This is a genomic window from Agromyces sp. H66 (genome assembly GCF_004959775.1).
Taxonomy (GTDB): Bacteria; Actinomycetota; Actinomycetes; order Actinomycetales; family Microbacteriaceae; genus Agromyces.
In genome coordinates this window covers 33,305-49,886 of the sequence record NZ_SJZG01000009.1, presented here as the reverse complement: position 1 = coordinate 49,886, position 16,582 = coordinate 33,305, and the positions used below count along the sequence as shown (strand labels likewise).

Below are 16,582 nucleotides of genomic sequence, written 5' to 3'. Positions count from 1 at the left end.
GACGCAGATACTCGCGCGCTCCTAGCATGGCCCGGACGTCGCACCGGCACCCCGCCCGCGTAACCGCGACCTGACCTCCGGAGCCACCAAGTGACCCGCACCACCCGCATCACCCGCCGCGCTCGCGGCATCCGCACCCCCCTCGCCGACGGCTGGACCCTCTCGCTGCTCGCCGGGCCGGCGCCCGAGCACCTGCGCTCCGCGACGGTGCCGGCCACCGTGCCCGGCTCGGTGCACACCGACCTGCTCGCGGCGGGCCTCATCCCCGACCCGTACCTCGACGACCACGAGGCGCTGCTCGCCTGGATCGGCCGCTGCGACTGGCGGTACGCGACGAGCTTCGAGTGGCGGTCGTCGAACGCATCGGATGCCGCGGAGCTGGTGTTCGAGGGCCTCGACACCGTCGCCACGGTGCGCCTCAACGGCACCGTCATCGCCGAGACCCGCAACATGCACCGCTCCTACCGCCTCGACGTGCGGGCACTGCTGCGCGACGGACGCAACGACCTCGAGGTCGACTTCGCGTCGGCGATCCGGGCGGCGGATGCGGCGAGCGTCGAGCTCGGCTACCGGCCGCACGTGAACCACCACCCCTTCAACGCGCTGCGCAAGATGGCGTGCAGCTTCGGCTGGGACTGGGGCATCGACACGTCGACCGCGGGCCTGTGGAAGCCCGCCGCGCTCGAGGAGTGGTCGGTCGCACGGCTCGCGTCGGTGCGTCCGGTCGCGACCGTCGAGGGCGCCGACGGGGTCGTGGCCGTGCACGTCGAGGTCGCGCGGGCGGCGGCGGCGACGGATGCCCCGCTCGAGGTCGTCGCCCGCATCGGCGACGTCGAGGCATCCGCCCGGCTCGGTGCAGGCGCGACCGCCGCCGTGCTCGAACTGCGGGTTCCCGACGCGGCGGTCTGGTGGCCGCGCGGGTACGGCGAGCCGGCCCTGCACGAGCTCGTCGTGACGCTCGCCGACGAGCACGGCGAGCTCGAGGCATCCGTCGACCGCGTCGGCTTCCGCACGGTGACCATCGACACGACACCGGATGCCGCGGGCACGCCGTTCACCCTCGTCGTCAACGGTCGGCCGGTGTTCGTGAAGGGCGCCAACTGGATCCCCGACGACGCGTTCCCGCACCGCGTCGACCGCGCCCGCTACGCGCGCCGCCTCGACCAGGCGGAGTTCGCGGGGCTCAACCTCATCCGGGTGTGGGGCGGCGGCATCTACGAGTCCGACGACTTCTACGACCTCTGCGACGAGCGCGGCCTCCTCACCTGGCAGGACTTCCTGCTCGCCTGCGCCGCGTACGCGGAGGAGGAGCCGCTGCGCGGCGAGATCGAGGCCGAGGCGCGGGAGGCAGTGGCCCGGCTCGGGCGGCATCCGTCGCTCGTCGTGTTCAACGGCAACAACGAGAACCTCTGGGGCCACGAGGACTGGAACTGGAAGCTGCGCCTCGACGGCGCGACCTGGGGCGCCGGCTACTACGACGAGCTGTTCCCGCGGATCGTCGACGAGCTCGCGCCGCACGTGCCGTACACGCCGGGCAGCCCCTTCGCGCCCGTCGGCGGGGCGCTCGCGCGCGATGCGTCGGCGCACCCGAACGACCCCGCCCGCGGCACCATGCACATCTGGGACCTGTGGAACCAGAAGGACCACCCGCACTACCGCGAGTACCGCCCCCGGTTCGTCGCCGAGTTCGGATGGCAGGCGCCGCCCACGTGGTCGACGCTCACCCGGGCGATCTCCGACGACCCGCTCACGCCCGAATCTCCCGGCATGCTCGTGCACCAGAAGGCCATGGAGGGCAACGTCAAGCTCACCGACGGACTGCTGCCCCACCTGCGCCTGCCCGGCGACATGCGCGACTGGCACTGGGCGATGCAGCTCAACCAGGCGAACGCGATCACGACCGCGGTCGAGTGGTTCCGTTCGCTCGCCCCGCACTGCATGGGCTCGATCGTGTGGCAGCTCAACGACTGCTGGCCGGTCACCTCGTGGGCCGCGGTCGACGGCGACGAGCGCGCCAAGCCGCTGCTGTACGCACTGCGGAACGCCCACGCCGACCGGGTCGTGACGGTGCAGCCCGCCGACCCGGCCGACGCAGCCGACGCCGCGGCCGCCGCGGCCGGGCTCGTCGTCGCGGTCGTGAACGACACGGATTCCGCCTGGACCGGCTCGCTCGAACTCTCGCGGCTCGGGTACGACGGCGCCGCGCTCGCCGCGTCGTCGACCGTCGTCACGGTCGGGCCGCGGTCGGTGGCGACGGTGTCGGTGCCCGCGTCGGTGGCGTCGGCGACGGATGCCGCGAGCGAGCTGCTGCGCGCCGAGCTCGACGGCGTGCGCGGCCTGTGGTTCTTCGCCGAGTACCGGGACAGCGCGCTCGACACCGGGCGGTTCACGGCGTCGCTCGTGGAGCGTCCCGGGGGAGTGGGCCTGCGCGTCAGCGCCGAGACGCTGCTGCGCGACGTCACGCTGCTCGTCGATGTCGTCGACCCCGGGGCATCCGTCGACCGCGCCCTCGTGACCCTGCTGCCCGGCGAGTCCGCCGTGTTCGACGTGACGACGGATGCCGCCGCGGCGTTCACGCTCGAACGGCTCACCGCACCCGAGGTGCTGCGCACCGCGAACCAGCTGGTGGCGACGTGACGTCGGACGCGGGTGCCGCGTCGCCGTCACCGCGCGCGACGCTCGCGATCGACGCGGGCCAGAGCGGCGTCAAGCTGCGGCACGCGGATGCCTCCGGCGCGCGCGACTGGGCGGCACCCGGCATCCGCACCGACCTGCCGTTGCTGCCGCAGCTCGCCGGCGTCATCGAGCGGGCGTCGGCGGGCGGGCGACGGGCCGATGTCGTGGGCATCGGGGTCTCGGGGCTCACGGCCGACCAGGCCGACGCGCGGTTCCTGCTCGCGGCGGCGGCGCCGCTCGGGGCGACCGCGCTGCACCTCGCGCACGACTCCATCACCGCGTACCTGGGAGCGCTCGGCGACGAACGCGGTGTCGTGGTCGCCGCCGGCACCGGCGTGGTCACGCTCGCCGTCGGGGCCACGGAGGTCGCGCGCGTCGACGGGTGGGGGAACCTCATCGGCGACGCCGGGAGCGGCTACTGGCTCGGACGGGCGGCGCTCGACGCGGTGATGCGCCACCACGACGGCCGCGGCCGGGCGACGGTGCTCTCGGGCATCGTGCGTGCCGACTTCCCCGATCTCGAGTCGGCGTACATCGAACTGCAGGGCGACCCCGCGCGTGTGCGGCGCATCGCGTCGTACGCCCGGCCCGTGATCGCGGCGGCTGACGACGACGCAGTCGCCGGGGCGATCGTGTCGGCGGCCGGGCGCGAGCTCGCGGCATCCGCCCTCGCAGGGCTGCGACGCGTGGGTCAGGCCGATGTCGCCAGCCCGCGTGTGCGCGGAGTGGGTGGACTCTTCGGCGGCGCCGCGCTCGGACGCGCCTTCGAGCCGGCGGTGCGGGCGAGCCTCCCCGATGCCGACGTGCGCATCGGGGAGGCGCACCCGCTCGACGGGGCCGCCGCGCTCTCGGGCGTCGCGCCCTCGAGCGCGCTCGCGGCGCACATCGCGTCGGCCCACGCCCGGCTGTCGTCGTCCTGACGGTCAGAAACGGCGGATATACGATCCGACACCCCGACCGATCGGGTGCCCGGTCGGCGCGCCGGATCGTATATCCGCAGAATGCGACGGTTGAGGACCGCGGATGTCGCGGCTCACGCCCCCGCGGAGCGCACGAGGTACGCCTCGATGCGGTCGAACGCGCCCACCCAGACCATCGACTCGAAGAAGTCGCGCACCTCTGGCGTCGGGAAGCCGGTCTGCTCCACCGTCATCAGGGTGCCGCCGTCGTTGGGCTCGAAGGTGACGACCACGTGCGTGGTCATCTCCTGGCCGCTCGGGTCGCTGCCCGTCGATTCCGTGACGAGCCGGTGCGGGCGATCGATCTCGAGGAAGGTCTGCGTCTCACGGAACAGCGTGTCGCGGTCGGGGCCCCACACGGCGGTCTGCGTGCCGCCGACCCGCAGGTCGACCTCGATCTCGACCACGCCGGGCTCCTCGTCGAGGATCGAGAACCAGATCTTCTGCTTCTCGGCGTCGGTGTAGGCGTCGAAGGCCTCCTCGGGCGTCGCGGGCAACTGCCGCGACATCCGCAGGCCGATGGTCTCGGTGGTCTCGCTCATGATTCCGTTCCTTTCGTGCCGTTCGTTCCGGTCGTGTCGTTCGCTCCGCCCCGGAGGGTGAAGTAGGCCTCGAGACCGTCGAATCGACGCTCCCAGAGGCGCTGGTAGAAGGTGATCCATGCCATCGCGTCGTCCAAACGCTCGGTGCCGAGCCGGACCTGCCGCACGCGGCCGACCTTCTCGGTGGTGACGAGGCCCGCGGCCTCGAGCACGTCGACGTGCTTCCGGATGCCGGTGAGGGTGATGCCCGCCGGATCCGCGAGCTCGGTGATCGTCGCCGGTCCGTCGCCGAGGCGGGTCAGGATGTTCCGTCGCGTCTCGTCGGCGAGGGCGCCGAACGCCCGATCGAGTGCCTGTTGCTGAACCATGTGGTTCAGTGTAGAACACTGAACCGAAAAGTTCAATGATCAATGCGGATGTCGCGTGCGCGACCTCCGACGATCGACGCTTGACCTTGACGCAACGTCAAGGCTCAGACTCGTCGCATGACCACGCTCAGCTCACCAGTGCCGGTGCCCCGAATGGGCGCCCGAGCCCCCGAGATCACGCGCGACATCTACGGCATGCCCGTGTTCGCGACCATCCTCGCGGCCGACCTCGACGCCACCGTGTCCTGGTACACCGACGGCCTCGGATTCATCAGCCTCTTCGCGATACCCGGACCAGGCGGAGCCCCGATGCTGGTGCACCTGCGCAGGTGGCAGTTCCAGGACGTGCTGGTGCGGCCGACGTCGGGCCCGGTCGAGCCCGGAACCGGTCTCACGCTCAGCTTCGCCGCCGTCTACGACGAGCTCGACGAGTTGGCGGACCGGGCCCGTGCCCACGGCGGGGGCACCGTCGAGGGACCGATGGAGACGCCCTGGAACACCCGCGACCTGACGACGACGGACCCAGACGGGAATGTGGTGATCTTCACCGCCGGTCGCCCGCCCGAACTCGCCGATGCCGGGTTCTCCGAGCAGATGGAGACCTGGAATCGCGAGCAGGGCCTGCGCTGATCAGCGTGCGCGTGGCGCGGAGCGAGGGTCCCCGGCCGGCCGGCGGCATCCGCTCGGCTCACGCCATCGTGTCGAGGATCCCCACGAGCTGCTCGAACGTCGTCATCGGGTTCACGATCGCGAACCGCGTGTTGGGCCGGCCGGCGTGCGAGCTCGGCGTCACGAACGCGCGCTGCTCGTCGAGGAGTCGCGCCGACCACGTTGCGTAGTCCTCCCGCGACCAGCCCTCGCGCTCGAACACCACGACCGACAGCTGCGGTTCACGAACGAGCCGAAGCGACTCGCGCGACGTGATCTCACGCGCGATGTCGCGCGCCAGCTGGATCGAACTCGAGATCGCGTCGCGGTACGCGGCCCCGCCGTACGTCGCGAGCGAGAACCACAACGGCAGGCCGCGGGCCCGGCGGGTGAGATGCGCCGCGTAGTCCGACGGGCTCCACTCGCTCGTCTCGGTGAGCGTGTCGAGGTACTCGGCGTGCTGGGTGTGCGCACGACGCCCGGCCTCGGGGTCGCGGTAGATGAGCGCGCACGCGTCGAACGGCGCGAACAGCCACTTGTGCGGGTCGACGATGAGCGAGTCGGCGAGCTCGACCCCCGCGAACCGGTCGCGCGCGAGCGGCGAGAGCATCGCGGCGAGGCCGTAGGCGCCGTCGACGTGCAGCCAGAAGTCGAACTCGTCCTTGAGGGCGGCGATCGAGGCGACGTCGTCGACGATGCCGAAGTTCGTCGAGCCGGCAGTGGCCACCACGGCGAAGACGGATGCCCCGTGCTGGGCGAGCGCAGCACGCACGGCGTCGCCCCGCAGCACGCCGTCGGGGCCCGGGTCCACCGGCACCACCTCGATGTCCATGACGCGCGCGGCCGAGGCGATCGAGGAGTGCGCCTCGGCGCTGCAGACCACCTTCCATCGGCCCGGGGCATCCCCTCCGCGCTCGCTCGACCTGAGGCGCGCCTCCTCGCGGGCGGCGACGAGCGCCGAGAGGTTGCCGAGCGTGCCGCCCTGCACGAACACGCCACCGGCCGTGGCCGGCAGCCCGAACTCGCCCGCGAGCCAGGCGAGCACCTCGTTCTCGGCGTGCACCGCGCCGGCGCCCTCGAGCCACGAGCCGCCGTAGAGCGCGCTCGCCGAGACGACGAGGTCGAAGGCGATCGCGGCCTTCGTCGGCGCGGTCGGGATGAAGGAGAGGTACTGCGGGTGATCGGTCGTGATGCACGCGGGGGCGAGCACGTGCTCGAAGAGCGCCAGGGCGCGCCGGGCGCCGATGCCGCGCTCGTCGATCGTTCGGCCGGCGAGCCGGTCGAGCTCGAACTCCGAGATCGGCTTGTCGAGCGGGGTGTCGCTCGCGAGGATGCGGCGGCGCGAGTAGTCGAGCACGAGGTCGACGATCTTCGCGGTCTCGTCGGTGACCGCGTGCATGCGGGTGGCCTGCGATTCCATGGGGTGATCCTCTCGTGGCGGCGGGGCGGGGGCGCCCGCGGGCCCAGAGAAGGGTCGCACGAGGGATGCCGCAGCCGCAAAATCGGGCAACGGATGCGGCATCCGACGCGCTGATCGTGCGTACGGTGGCTCCGACCTGCCGGATTCCTGCGTCGAACGGCGACACCGGCACGGCGCCTCGTCGTTGCCGGGGGATCGAGGGTGTCGGCGGTCCGTGGTCGAGTGTGGACATGGGCTTCGACGCGCAGTTCCTGGGGGTCGTCGCGGCGATGCCGCGGGTGGGGGAGGCGGATGCCGCGACATCCGTCGAGCTCGACTACCTGCACTTCACGGTGCTGCTCGACTGCGCCAGGCGGCTCGCGCGGGTCACGGGCGTGAACGTCGACGGTGCGCGGCTCGTGGAGGTCGAACGCGGCGACCGCTGGCAACTCGACGATCGCATTCCGGCCGACTGGCAGGCCGGACCCGAGGTCTATGCCGCCAACGACCTCGATCGCGGCCACCTCGTGCGCCGGCGCGACCCGGTGTGGGGCAGCCCCGAGGTGGCGGCGCGCGCGAACGCCGACACCTTCCGCTACCCCAACGCGGCGCCGCAGGCATCGGGCTTCAACCAGTCGAAGGAGCTGTGGCTCGGCCTCGAAGACCACGTGCTCGAGCACGCCCGGGCGCACGAGCTGAAGCTCAGCGTGTTCACGGCCCCGGTGCTCGCCGCCGGGGATCCGTCGTACCGCGGCATCCGCGTGCCCCTGCGGTTCTGGAAGGTCGCCGCGTGGTCGACGGGCACCGGACGCACCGGCGACGAGCTCGCCGCCGTCGGGTTCGTGGTCGACCAGGCCCCGCTCGTCGACACGGCCGAGGTGCGGGAGCCCGAGCCGGGCGAGGCGCCGCCGCTCGGCCCGTTCCGCACGTTCCAGGTGCCGATCGCCGACATCGCCGCGCTCACGGGGCTCGTGATGCGCGACCTCGTCGCTGCCGACCGGATGCCGCCCGCCATCGCCGGAGTCGGTTGGCGGCGCATCGAGCAGCCCGGCGACATCATGCTCTGAGCCCTGACGCGGCGGCCCGCGGTCACCCCTCGCCAGGCGGCGCTCGCCGGTCAGCCCTCGCCGGGCGGCGCTTGGCCCGCCGGCCGTGGCCCAGCCGGCGGTCGCCCAGCCGGCCGTCGCCCGGCCTTCCGCGCCCTGCGGGCGGCCTTCAACTCCGCGTCCGACTCGGCCATGATCACCTTCGTCTCGTCGAGATCGCCGAGCACCGGTCGCATCCAGGACATCGACGGATGGGAGTCGACCAGCAGCATCCGCACGAGCAGGGTGAGCGGAATCGCGAGGATCGCGCCGATCGGGCCGATGACGATCGCCCAGAACAGCACCGAGAAGAAGGTGATGCTCTGGCTCAACGCGACGGCGTTTCCGACGACCCGCGGCTGCACGACCGACTGCACACCCGCGTTCACGATGCCGTAGACGACGATGATGGCGATGACCGTGGGCCAACCGCCCTCGAGCGCGCCGAAGACGAGGGGCGGGATGATCGCGATGAAGTACCCGATGTTGGGGATGAAGCTGCAGAGGAACGACAGCAACCCCCAGAGGAATGCGCCGGGCACGCTGAGCAGCACGAGCGCGAACCAGTTGATGAGTCCCTGGGCGAGCCCGAGCAGGGTCGTCACGACCATGTAGCGGCGCACGTTCGTCGCGTAGTTCGAGAGCGCCGTCACGGTGAGCGGACGATACGGCCGCATCTGCCGCAGCAGGGTCGGCAGGAACGCGGCATCCATGGCCATCAGCAGCAGCATCGTGAAGATGATCACGAGCACCGAGACCAGGCCGGCGAGGCTCCCGAAGAGGTCGCCCACGAATCCGACGACGGCGACCGGATCGAAGTTCGCCGCCGCCTCCGCGACCGGATCGGCGTTGATGCCGATCGACTCGAGCCAGACGGCGAAGGCCTCGGCGGCCGCCTGGAGCTGCGGCCCGTACTGCGGCAGCAGCTCGCCGAACTGGCCGAAGGCCACGAGGGCCGCGTAGCCGAAGACGAGCAGCAGCAGGAACACCGCCGTGATGACCGACCCGGTGGCCAGTCCGCGTGGGACGCCACGCTGCTCGAGTGCCACGCGCAGGGGGTGCACGCAGATCGTCAACACGAGGGCGAAGAACACCGGCGCGAAGATCGAGCCGATGGCGGCGATCCCGAACGTCGCGAGCACCGCGCCGCCGAGGCCCGCGAGGATGAACGCGTTGCGATGCTCCCGACCCTCGGACTCGAGGGGTACGGCCTCGTCCGCGGCCTCCGTCGCGGGCGACGCCTTCGATGATCGCCTTCTGGTCCACCACATGAGGACTCCGCTCCGCGAGCCGCCCCCCGACCCGCGCTCGTGCCCACCATAGCGAGCGGATGCCACGTGGTGCGAGAGTTGAGGCATGGCCGATGCGGCGGGTGAGGAGCTCCGGACCGACGTGCTCGTGGTGGGCGCCGGCCCGAGCGGGCTCATGCTCGCGGCCTGCCTCGCGAAGCTCGGCGTCGACGCGATCATCGTCGACGGCAAGGACGGCCCGACGCGCGAGTCGCGCGCGCTGGGCGTGCAGGCGAGGTCGATGGAGATCTACGAGCAGCTCGGGCTCGTCGACCGGGTGCTCGCCGAGCGGTCGCCCGCGACGGGGATCGTGCCGGGCGCCGGGCGCCGCGCGTTCGGCCGGGTCGAGTTCCGCGGCATCGGCGCGGGCCTCTCGCCGTACACCGAGATCACCGTGTTCGAGCAGAGCGCGAACGAGCGGCTGCTCGTCGACGTACTCGCCGAGGCAGGACGCGAGGTGCTCTGGCGGCACCGGGTCGAGCGGCTCGACGTCGTCGACGGCGACGCCGGCGGTGCGGCATCCGTCACCGCGACCCTCGACGGACCCGACGGCGCGACCATCGTGCGTGCCCGCTACTGCGTCGGGGCCGACGGCTCGCATTCCGTCGTGCGCGAGTCGCTCGGCATTCCGTTCGAGGGCGTGACGAATGCGAACACGTTCTACATCGCGGATGCCGCCGACGTGACCGGGCTCGTCGACGGCTCGATCAACGTGCGGTTCACCGAACGCCACGTGTTGCTCGCGTTCCCGATGCGCGGCGGGCGGATGCGGCTCCTCGGCGTGGTGCGCGACGTCGACCTCGACGGCGACGGCCTGCTCCCGGAGCCGAACGTGCGCGCGCTCCTGCGCCGCGAGTTCGGCGTCGAGTACGCGGATGCCTCGTGGTTCACCACCTACCGGGTGCACCACCGGCTGGCGGCGCGATTCCGCGACGGACCCTGCTTCATCGTCGGCGATGCGGCGCACATCCACTCGCCGGTGGGCGCCCAGGGCATGAACACCGGACTGCAGGAGGCCCACAACCTCGCGTGCGCGCTCGCCGACGTGATCGTCGGCGGCATGCCCGATCGTCGACTCGACCGGTACGAGATCGAGCGGCGCCCCGTCGGCCGGACACTGGTCGCCACGACCGATCGGCTCTTCAGCGAGGCGACATCGGAGTCCCGGTTCGCCCGGTTCCTGCGTGCGCAGGCACTGCCGCGGCTGGGGCCGGTGGTGCTGTGGCTGCTGCCGCGGGTGCTGGGCGGGCGCATCTTCGGCTTCATCTCGCAGACCCGCGTGCATTACCGGATGTCGGCTCGCGACGACGACCGCACAACCCGGCGCGACCCGGTCGTGGGCCGCCGTCTGCAGTGGACGGGCTCCAACTTCGGCGTGCTCCGCTCGATGACGTGGCAGGTGCACGGTTACGGGGTGCATGAGCGCGAGGTGCGCTCGATCGCCGAGTCGCTCGGCCTCGAGTGGCATGCGTTCCCATCCGACCCGTTCGGCCGGCTCGACCCGTCGCTCGTCTACCTTGTGCGTCCCGACGGATTCGTCGCGGCCGCGGCATCCGCCATCGCCGTGCCCGGTGGTCCTCCGGCGTTCCGGGAGCAACTCGCGGGCTGACCGTAGATGCCGCGTCCTGCGCCCGGGGCGCGTATCGTCATCTGGTGCGACCTGACGACCACGACCAGACGGATGCCGCGATCCGTCGCCGGCGGTTCACGGGCGCCGCGACGCAGTTGGGCACCGAGGTGTCGATCAACCTCGGGTCGTCGCTCGCGGGCCTCGTCATCCCGATCGTCGGATCGTTCGTCGTCGTCGCCGTGCGCCAACTCGTCATGGTCGTGGCGGTGCTGCCGTTCTACCGGCCGAAGCGCGCCGAGCTCACGTGGCGGAGGCTCTGGCCGGCGGTGCTCCTGGGCGTGGTGCTCGCGGCCATGAACCTGAGCTTCTACGAGTCGGTGCACCTGCTCGGACTCGGCATCGCCGCGACGATCGAGTTCCTCGGTCCGCTCGCGCTGGCGCTCGCGACGTCGCGACGGCTGCTCGACGTGGCGTGCGCGCTCGCCGCGGGTGCGGGCGTCGTGCTGCTCATCGGACCCGGATCGTCGGATGCCTCGGCGATCGACCCGTGGGGCGTGGCACTCGCCCTGACGGCCGCGGCGAGCTGGGCCGCCTACATCGTGCTCACCCGACGCGTGGCGGTGGGACTGCCCGGCCTCGAGGGACTCACGGTCGCGAGCATCGTGAGCCTCGCGCTGCTGCTGCCGTTCGCGATCGCGACGTTCGACCCGGCGGCGATCGACTGGCGGGTCGCGGGCCTGCTCGTCGGCGTGGGCGTGCTCTCGTCGGCGCTGCCGTACAGCCTCGACACGTTCATCCTGCGGCGTATCACCTCGCGGCTCTACGCGATCATCACGAGCTTCGGGCCGGTGATCGCGGCGGTGTTCGGCTGGCTGGTGCTGTCGGAGACGTTCACCCTCCTGGAGGTGATCGCCATCGGCGTGGTGTGCGGTGCGGCGGGCACGGCGATCGCGACCCAGCGCGAGCGCCCGAAGAGCGACCTCGAGCAGACCGCGGAGGGCATGGCGTAGCCCGCCACCGCTCCGCTGCGCCACTTCGGCGCCCTCTGCGCCAGCCAGAATGGCGCAGAGCGCGCACTCGTGGCGCAGCGGACGCGACATCCCGCGTAGAGTCGATGCTCTCGACGGGATCGCGCGGCTTCCGCGGTCGGGTGTACCGTGCGCCCATGGATGCCTCGCAGGACCCGACGGTCACGAATGCCGATCTCTACCGGGTGGTCTTCGAGAACGACCGCGTGCGCGTGCTCGAATACCGGGACGCGCCCGGCGCGAAGACCACGCCGCACCGCCACCCCGACAGCGTCATGGTCACGCTGAGCTCCTTCCGCCGCCGACTCACCGTCGACGATCGCGTCGCCGAGGTCGAGCTGCCGGTTGGCGCGGCGAGGTGGCTCGGCGCGCAGGAGCACAGCGGCGAGAACATCGGCGACACCGAGACGCACGTCATCTTCGTCGAGCTCAGGGAGCCCGCAGCGACCGGTGGCGAGGCGGCGGGCCCCGGGCCGCTCGGCCCGTCGAGCTGAGTCCGGTTCTGATGCAGGCCTCGCGCATCCGTCATCGTTCCGTCATCCGGTTCCGTTGCCCGCCCGTTGACGCGTCCGTATCGTGGGAGGCGCGGGCACCGGTCGGTCCCGTAGCGCACGCGCTTCGCGTCGACGACGTCGGGAGGGGCCATGGCGACCATCGCCTGGATCGGGTTGGGCAACATGGGCGGGCCGATGTCGGGGCACCTCGTCGATGCCGGGCACACCGTGCGCGGCGTCGACCCGGTCGCCGAGGCGCGCACCGCGGCCGCCGAGCGCGGCGTGCAGCTCACCGACTCGGTCGCCGAGGCGGTGCGGGGCGTCGATGCGGTCTTCACCTCGTTGCCGCGCAACGAGCACGTGCGGGCGGTGTACGGCGGCGACGACGGCATCTGGGCGAGCGCGCCCACCTCGGCGCTGCTGCTCGACACCTCGACGGTGGATGTCGCGACGTCCCGTTGGTGCCACGAGGGCGCGGCCGAGCGGGGCTTCCGGTTCGTCGACTCGCCGATCTCGGGCGGCATCGCGGGGGCGCACGCCGGTTCCCTCACCTTCATGCTCGGCGGCGACGAGGCGTCGGTGGCCGAGGCGGCCGGGCTCGTCGAGCCGATGGCCGGGCACGTGTTCCAGGTCGGCGGGCCGACCATGGGCATCGCGGCGAAGCTCGCGAACAACCTCATGCTCTTCGTCTCGCTCCTCGGCGTCGCCGAGGGCACGCAACTCGCGGCCCGTCTCGGGCTCGACCCCGAGACGTTCTTCAAGGTCGCCTCGGTCTCGTCGGGCGACTCGTGGCCGCTGCGCACGTGGTACCCCGTGCCCGGCGTGGTACCGACGAGTCCGGCGAACCGCAACTTCGACGCGACGTTCACGACGCAGCTCGCCGACAAGGACCTCGCATTCGCCGTCGCCGCGGGTGAGCAGGCGGGGCTGAACATGCCCGCGGCGCGGCTCGCCCTGCAGGAGTTCGACCAGCTCATCGACGAGGGCTATGGCGACAAGGACTGCAGCCTGGTCGTGAAGTTCGTGCCGGGCGACGGTCACGTCGCCGGGTTCGATCCCGGAATCTGAGGAGCGACGATGACGGATGCCCCGGGCTCGCGTCGCCGCCTCTGGTGGTGGATCGGCGGCGGCGCGGTCGTCGCGCTGGCCATCGCCGCAGCGCTCGTGTTCCAGCCGTGGTTGCTGTTCGTGGACGTGCGCGTCGACGACGACATCCCGCTCGCGTCGGCGGCCCCCACGTCGGAGCCGAGCGCAGGCGCGACCGCGTCGCCGGCCGCGGGCGAGTCCCCCTCGCCGTCGACGCCGCCACCGCCCGCCGGTCCCGTGGAGCTGTCGCGAGGCACGCTGATCAGCCACGAGCACGAGACCACCGGCACGGTGCGCGTGATCCGACTGCCCGACGGCTCGCGCCAGCTCGCGATCGAGAACCTCGACACCACGAACGGCCCCGACGTGCACGTATGGCTGAGCGCGGGTCCCGTGGTCGAGGGCTTCGACGGCTGGTTCACCGCGGGCGGGCACCCGTACGTCGACCTCGGGCTGATCAAGGGCAACCAGGGCAACCAGGTCTACGACATCCCGGCCGACGTCGACCTGTCGGCGTACCCCACGGTCGACCTGTGGTGCGTGCAGTTCGCGGTGTCGTTCGGCGCCGCGGCGCTGACCGCGAGCTGACCGGCCGCACTCGCCGGCGCGCGTCGGCAAGCGGGCGGCGCTACGCCCCGCCCCGCGCGAGCGCCCGGCTCAGCCAACGGCCGTACTGCGACCACGGGTCGTCGACGCCCTCACGCAACTCGTCGACGTGCGCGAGCAGTGCGTCGTGCACGGCGAACCACTCGGTGCCCGCGTATCGGTGAGCGGCGAACTGCGCGTGCCGGCGCTGTTCGAGGGCCCGCCCGCCGCGCTCGAACGCGAGCACCTCGTCGTGGGGGAGCGTCGCGAGGCGCAGGCGCGGGTTCATCGACGTACCGATCTTCACCTGGTCGCGATACCGGATGTAGTAGACCACCTCGACCACCGGCCGCACGAGTTCGTCGTCGGGCCGGTCGCCGACCCGCCACTCGCACTCGGCGCAGACCCATCCCGACGGGTACCGCACGCCGACCGGGGAGCCGCACGCCGCGCAGGGTGCCGGCAGCAGGTCGGTGACTCCTGCTTCACGTGCGACCCAGTCGTGGGCGACGAGCAGGTGCTCGGTGCAGAGGCTCACGGGAGCGCCGGCCTCGACGGGCTGCGCACAGGCGCGACCGTCGGCCAGGACGACGACGCAGCGGCATCCGTCGACTCCGACCTCACCCATGGGGGCAGGCTACGCGCGTCCGCTGACAGGGCCTCCCGGCCGGGCCTCGCGATAGGCTCGATCTCCGACCGCACGGCGGCGGCGGACACGGACGTTCGAGGCGAGAGGCGAGCAGCGGATGCCCATCTGGCAGTGGCGGCGCAAGCGCAGGGGCGCCAAGTTCGCGCCGTTCGACCGCGCGAAGCTGCCCGAGCCCGAACCCCTCACGTTCGAGGAGTCCTTCGCCGAGGGGTTGCTCGTCGCGGAGTCGGCGGCCCGCATGGCGCTGAAGAACCGCATCATCGTGATGGCGTTGCGCGGCGAGGAACCGTACGACGCCGACCGGGCCGCCGCGGCGGCCCGCGAGGTGCTGCACGAACTCGTGCAGGAGATGGACGAGGTCGCCGAGTGGTCGGCGCACGAGCGCGAGGAGGCCGCCCGGCGCGAGGGCCGCGCGCGCCATCAGCACGACTACCACCGCACCGACTCGTGGAACCTGCGGCTCCGCGAACGCGTGAACGAGGCCGTCGCCGCGCGCCTTTCGGAACTGCGGGGCGATCCCGACTACCTCGCCGAGTTCGCCGAACGTGCCCGTGACGACGCGTGGAGCGAGCTCGCGGGGGTGATCGAGCAGCGGCTCGCCCGGGAGTGGCCCGAGATCGAGATCGACGAGGCCTATCTGCGCGAGCGCGACGAGCGCATGCGCGAGGTGTCGCTCGACCTCGAGCGCGACCTCCGCGAAGTGGTGCGCCGGCGCGAGGAGCGCGACGAGCTCGACGACTCGTTCGGGGCGTGGTGAGGCCGGTTCCGCGCTGCGTTTGACCCGCGGATGCCTCGGCCGTAGCATTCCCATAGATAACCATCTATGATTTGGAGCGGGATGATGGCCGTTTGCACGCCTCGGCTAGACTCCGGCGCATGGCGGCAGCAGCGAGCGATGTGCCCGGAGTCTCCCGAGAACCCGCCGGACCTCGGCTCGACCGCGCGGCGGCCGAGTCGCTCGCCCGCACGCTGCGCGCCGTCGCGGACCCGACCCGGCTGCAGTTGCTCAGCATCATCCGCAGCTCGCCCGATGGCGAAGCCACCAGCGGCGAGCTCGCGGAGCGCATCGGACTTCGCCAGCCGACGATCAGCCACCACCTCCGGCTCATGTCCGACGACGGACTCGTGGTGCGGGAACAGCGTGGCAAGTTCGCGTGGTACTCGGTCGCACCCGACCGCATCGCGGAGATCGACGACCTCCTGGGCTGAACGGTGACCGCGCCGTCCGACCGGCCGGCGCCCCTCGACGCCGCGGGCGCCCTCGAACGCGCCACCCAGGTGGCGGCGCTCGCCGACCCCGACCGGCTTCGCATCATGAGCGTGCTCGCCAACCGGCCCGATGCTGAGAACACCGTGCCGTCGATCGCCGCGCTCGTCGAGCTGGACGTGCCCGTGGTGGCCGCGCACCTCGAGGCTCTGGCTGCGGCGGTCCTCGTCGTCAGCCTGCCCGGCGGCACCGACGTGCGGTTCACGCCATCGCCCGACGCGTGGGTGCGGTTCGGGCGGCTGCTCGCGGGCAAGTCCGCCTACGTGAAGCCGTCGACGTCCTCGCCGGCGTCGGCGACCGCCATCGCCGACGTGCCCGTGCCCATTCGGCGCACGGCCGACCGGTTGGCGTATCGCTTCAGCGCCCATTTCTCCCACGAGACGGTGGAGCGGTACGTCGCCGAGAGCTACGACCTGCTGCGAGCCCGCGCCAAGACCACGCGGCACCTGCCGTCGCTCACCAGCCGGTTCGCGAGCGAGCGTCTGGCTGCGCTCGCCGCCGCGCAGGGGTTCGACCTCACCGGCACACCGGAAGTGCTCTTCGTGTGCGTGCAGAACTCTGGACGCTCGCAGCTCGCCGCGGGCCTGCTACGACGAAGGGCGGGCGATCGCGTGCACGTGCGCACCGCCGGCTCACAGCCCGCCGCGACCATCGACGATCTCGTCGTGCGCGTGCTCGACGAGATCGACGTGCCAATCGTGAGCGAGTTCCCGAAGCCGCTCACCGACGAAGTCGTGCAGGCCGCCGACGTCGTGGTCACCATGGGGTGCGGCGACGCGTGTCCCGTGTACCCCGGTCGTCGCTACCTGGACTGGAAGATCGGCGACCCGGCCGGCCGCTCGATCGAAGAGGTGCGAGCGATCCGCGACCAGATCGCGCGCCACGTGGAGGAGCTCGTCGACGGACTCGGGCTCGCGGCATCCGCTCGCTCGTAGCC

17 protein-coding genes are annotated in these 16,582 nt (G+C 72.0%); 12 read left to right on the top strand and 5 right to left on the bottom strand.

Annotation, left to right across the window (positions count from 1 at the left end; all coding sequences use genetic code 11):
* The first annotated feature begins 90 nt into the window (after window positions 1-90).
* Both EZM51_RS14860 and EZM51_RS14855 read left to right on the top strand, forming a co-directional pair.
* Window positions 91-2,637 (top strand): glycoside hydrolase family 2 protein, encoded by a 2,547-nt coding sequence (locus EZM51_RS14860; protein WP_248305678.1) that lies wholly within the window; start codon window positions 91-93, stop codon window positions 2,635-2,637.
* Window positions 2,634-3,596, top strand: coding sequence for a BadF/BadG/BcrA/BcrD ATPase family protein (locus tag EZM51_RS14855; protein WP_136709098.1), 963 nt, complete (start codon window positions 2,634-2,636; stop codon window positions 3,594-3,596). Before EZM51_RS14860 ends, EZM51_RS14855 begins: the two co-directional genes overlap by 4 nt.
* 113 nt (window positions 3,597-3,709) lie before the next feature.
* On the opposite strand, the gene EZM51_RS14850 is transcribed toward EZM51_RS14855, so the two are convergent.
* Together EZM51_RS14850 and EZM51_RS14845 are read right to left on the bottom strand one after the other, a co-directional pair.
* Window positions 3,710-4,177, bottom strand: a complete 468-nt coding sequence (locus EZM51_RS14850) for an SRPBCC domain-containing protein (protein ID WP_136709097.1) — start codon at window positions 4,175-4,177, stop codon at window positions 3,710-3,712.
* Window positions 4,174-4,545, bottom strand: a complete 372-nt coding sequence (locus EZM51_RS14845) for a metalloregulator ArsR/SmtB family transcription factor (protein WP_136709096.1) — start codon at window positions 4,543-4,545, stop codon at window positions 4,174-4,176. The genes EZM51_RS14850 and EZM51_RS14845 overlap by 4 nt, the downstream gene beginning before the upstream one ends.
* A gap of 117 nt (window positions 4,546-4,662) precedes the next feature.
* Here EZM51_RS14845 and EZM51_RS14840 point away from each other — a divergent pair, with 117 nt between their 5' ends.
* A complete protein-coding gene (locus EZM51_RS14840) occupies window positions 4,663-5,175 on the top strand; it encodes a VOC family protein (RefSeq protein ID WP_136709095.1) in 513 nt (170 codons plus the stop codon).
* 58 nt (window positions 5,176-5,233) lie between these two features.
* Here EZM51_RS14840 and EZM51_RS14835 read toward each other — a convergent pair whose 3' ends face one another.
* Window positions 5,234-6,613, bottom strand: a complete 1,380-nt coding sequence (locus EZM51_RS14835) for a pyridoxal-dependent decarboxylase (RefSeq protein WP_136709094.1) — start codon at window positions 6,611-6,613, stop codon at window positions 5,234-5,236.
* A 230-nt stretch (window positions 6,614-6,843) separates the two neighbouring features.
* Between EZM51_RS14835 and EZM51_RS14830 the strand changes: the two genes are divergently transcribed.
* Window positions 6,844-7,659 carry a DNA/RNA non-specific endonuclease gene (locus EZM51_RS14830; protein ID WP_248305677.1) on the top strand — a complete coding sequence of 272 codons (816 nt, stop codon included), beginning with the start codon at window positions 6,844-6,846 and terminating at the stop codon, window positions 7,657-7,659.
* A gap of 50 nt (window positions 7,660-7,709) precedes the next feature.
* On the opposite strand, the gene EZM51_RS14825 is transcribed toward EZM51_RS14830, so the two are convergent.
* Window positions 7,710-8,948 (bottom strand): AI-2E family transporter, encoded by a 1,239-nt coding sequence (locus EZM51_RS14825; RefSeq protein ID WP_136709093.1) that lies wholly within the window; start codon window positions 8,946-8,948, stop codon window positions 7,710-7,712.
* An 85-nt stretch (window positions 8,949-9,033) separates the two neighbouring features.
* On the opposite strand from EZM51_RS14825, the gene EZM51_RS14820 reads away from it, so the two are divergent.
* The 5 genes from EZM51_RS14820 (at window position 9,034) to EZM51_RS14800 (ending at window position 13,732) form a co-directional block, all read left to right on the top strand.
* Entirely contained in the window at window positions 9,034-10,575 is a 1,542-nt protein-coding gene (locus tag EZM51_RS14820) for an FAD-dependent monooxygenase (RefSeq protein WP_136709092.1), read from the top strand.
* Between the two features lie 44 nt (window positions 10,576-10,619).
* On the top strand, window positions 10,620-11,546 hold the full coding sequence (locus EZM51_RS14815) for an EamA family transporter (RefSeq protein WP_136709091.1): 927 nt from the start codon (window positions 10,620-10,622) through the stop codon (window positions 11,544-11,546).
* A 155-nt stretch (window positions 11,547-11,701) separates the two neighbouring features.
* Window positions 11,702-12,058 carry a cytoplasmic protein gene (locus tag EZM51_RS14810; RefSeq protein ID WP_136709090.1) on the top strand — a complete coding sequence of 119 codons (357 nt, stop codon included), beginning with the start codon at window positions 11,702-11,704 and terminating at the stop codon, window positions 12,056-12,058.
* Window positions 12,059-12,208: 150 nt separating this feature from the next.
* Complete coding sequence (locus EZM51_RS14805; RefSeq protein WP_136709089.1) at window positions 12,209-13,126, top strand: NAD(P)-binding domain-containing protein; 918 nt, start codon at window positions 12,209-12,211, stop codon at window positions 13,124-13,126.
* 9 nt (window positions 13,127-13,135) lie between these two features.
* The gene (locus tag EZM51_RS14800; RefSeq protein WP_136709088.1) at window positions 13,136-13,732 is read left to right on the top strand and encodes a DM13 domain-containing protein; all 597 of its coding nucleotides are present in this window, start codon (window positions 13,136-13,138) and stop codon (window positions 13,730-13,732) included.
* 40 nt (window positions 13,733-13,772) lie between these two features.
* On the opposite strand, the gene EZM51_RS14795 is transcribed toward EZM51_RS14800, so the two are convergent.
* Window positions 13,773-14,357: a GIY-YIG nuclease family protein gene (locus tag EZM51_RS14795; protein WP_248305676.1), complete on the bottom strand. Its 585-nt coding sequence runs from the start codon at window positions 14,355-14,357 to the stop codon at window positions 13,773-13,775.
* Between the two features lie 118 nt (window positions 14,358-14,475).
* Here EZM51_RS14795 and EZM51_RS14790 point away from each other — a divergent pair, with 118 nt between their 5' ends.
* The 3 genes from EZM51_RS14790 to EZM51_RS14780 all read left to right on the top strand — a co-directional run bounded on the left by EZM51_RS14790 (window position 14,476) and on the right by EZM51_RS14780 (window position 16,580).
* Window positions 14,476-15,135, top strand: coding sequence for a hypothetical protein (locus EZM51_RS14790; protein ID WP_136709087.1), 660 nt, complete (start codon window positions 14,476-14,478; stop codon window positions 15,133-15,135).
* Between the two features lie 119 nt (window positions 15,136-15,254).
* Window positions 15,255-15,587 carry a metalloregulator ArsR/SmtB family transcription factor gene (locus EZM51_RS14785; protein WP_136709086.1) on the top strand — a complete coding sequence of 111 codons (333 nt, stop codon included), beginning with the start codon at window positions 15,255-15,257 and terminating at the stop codon, window positions 15,585-15,587.
* 3 nt (window positions 15,588-15,590) lie between these two features.
* A complete protein-coding gene (locus tag EZM51_RS14780; protein ID WP_248305675.1) occupies window positions 15,591-16,580 on the top strand; it encodes an arsenate reductase ArsC in 990 nt (329 codons plus the stop codon).
* Window positions 16,581-16,582 lie beyond the last annotated feature (2 nt).

Bases quoted from the DNA above. Each gene is read 5' to 3' on its own strand.
- EZM51_RS14825 (WP_136709093.1), bottom strand. From the start codon at position 8,948: ATGTGGTGGACCAGAAGGCGATCATCGAAGGCGTCGCCCGCGACGGAG.
- EZM51_RS14795 (WP_248305676.1), bottom strand. From the start codon at position 14,357: ATGGGTGAGGTCGGAGTCGACGGATGCCGCTGCGTCGTCGTCCTGGCC.
- EZM51_RS14805 (WP_136709089.1), top strand. From the start codon at position 12,209: ATGGCGACCATCGCCTGGATCGGGTTGGGCAACATGGGCGGGCCGATG.
- EZM51_RS14785 (WP_136709086.1), top strand. From the start codon at position 15,255: ATGGCGGCAGCAGCGAGCGATGTGCCCGGAGTCTCCCGAGAACCCGCC.
- EZM51_RS14835 (WP_136709094.1), bottom strand. From the start codon at position 6,613: ATGGAATCGCAGGCCACCCGCATGCACGCGGTCACCGACGAGACCGCG.
- EZM51_RS14820 (WP_136709092.1), top strand. From the start codon at position 9,034: ATGGCCGATGCGGCGGGTGAGGAGCTCCGGACCGACGTGCTCGTGGTG.
- EZM51_RS14840 (WP_136709095.1), top strand. From the start codon at position 4,663: ATGACCACGCTCAGCTCACCAGTGCCGGTGCCCCGAATGGGCGCCCGA.
- EZM51_RS14850 (WP_136709097.1), bottom strand. From the start codon at position 4,177: ATGAGCGAGACCACCGAGACCATCGGCCTGCGGATGTCGCGGCAGTTG.
- EZM51_RS14790 (WP_136709087.1), top strand. From the start codon at position 14,476: ATGCCCATCTGGCAGTGGCGGCGCAAGCGCAGGGGCGCCAAGTTCGCG.
- EZM51_RS14810 (WP_136709090.1), top strand. From the start codon at position 11,702: ATGGATGCCTCGCAGGACCCGACGGTCACGAATGCCGATCTCTACCGG.
- EZM51_RS14800 (WP_136709088.1), top strand. From the start codon at position 13,136: ATGACGGATGCCCCGGGCTCGCGTCGCCGCCTCTGGTGGTGGATCGGC.
- EZM51_RS14830 (WP_248305677.1), top strand. From the start codon at position 6,844: ATGGGCTTCGACGCGCAGTTCCTGGGGGTCGTCGCGGCGATGCCGCGG.
- EZM51_RS14845 (WP_136709096.1), bottom strand. From the start codon at position 4,545: ATGGTTCAGCAACAGGCACTCGATCGGGCGTTCGGCGCCCTCGCCGAC.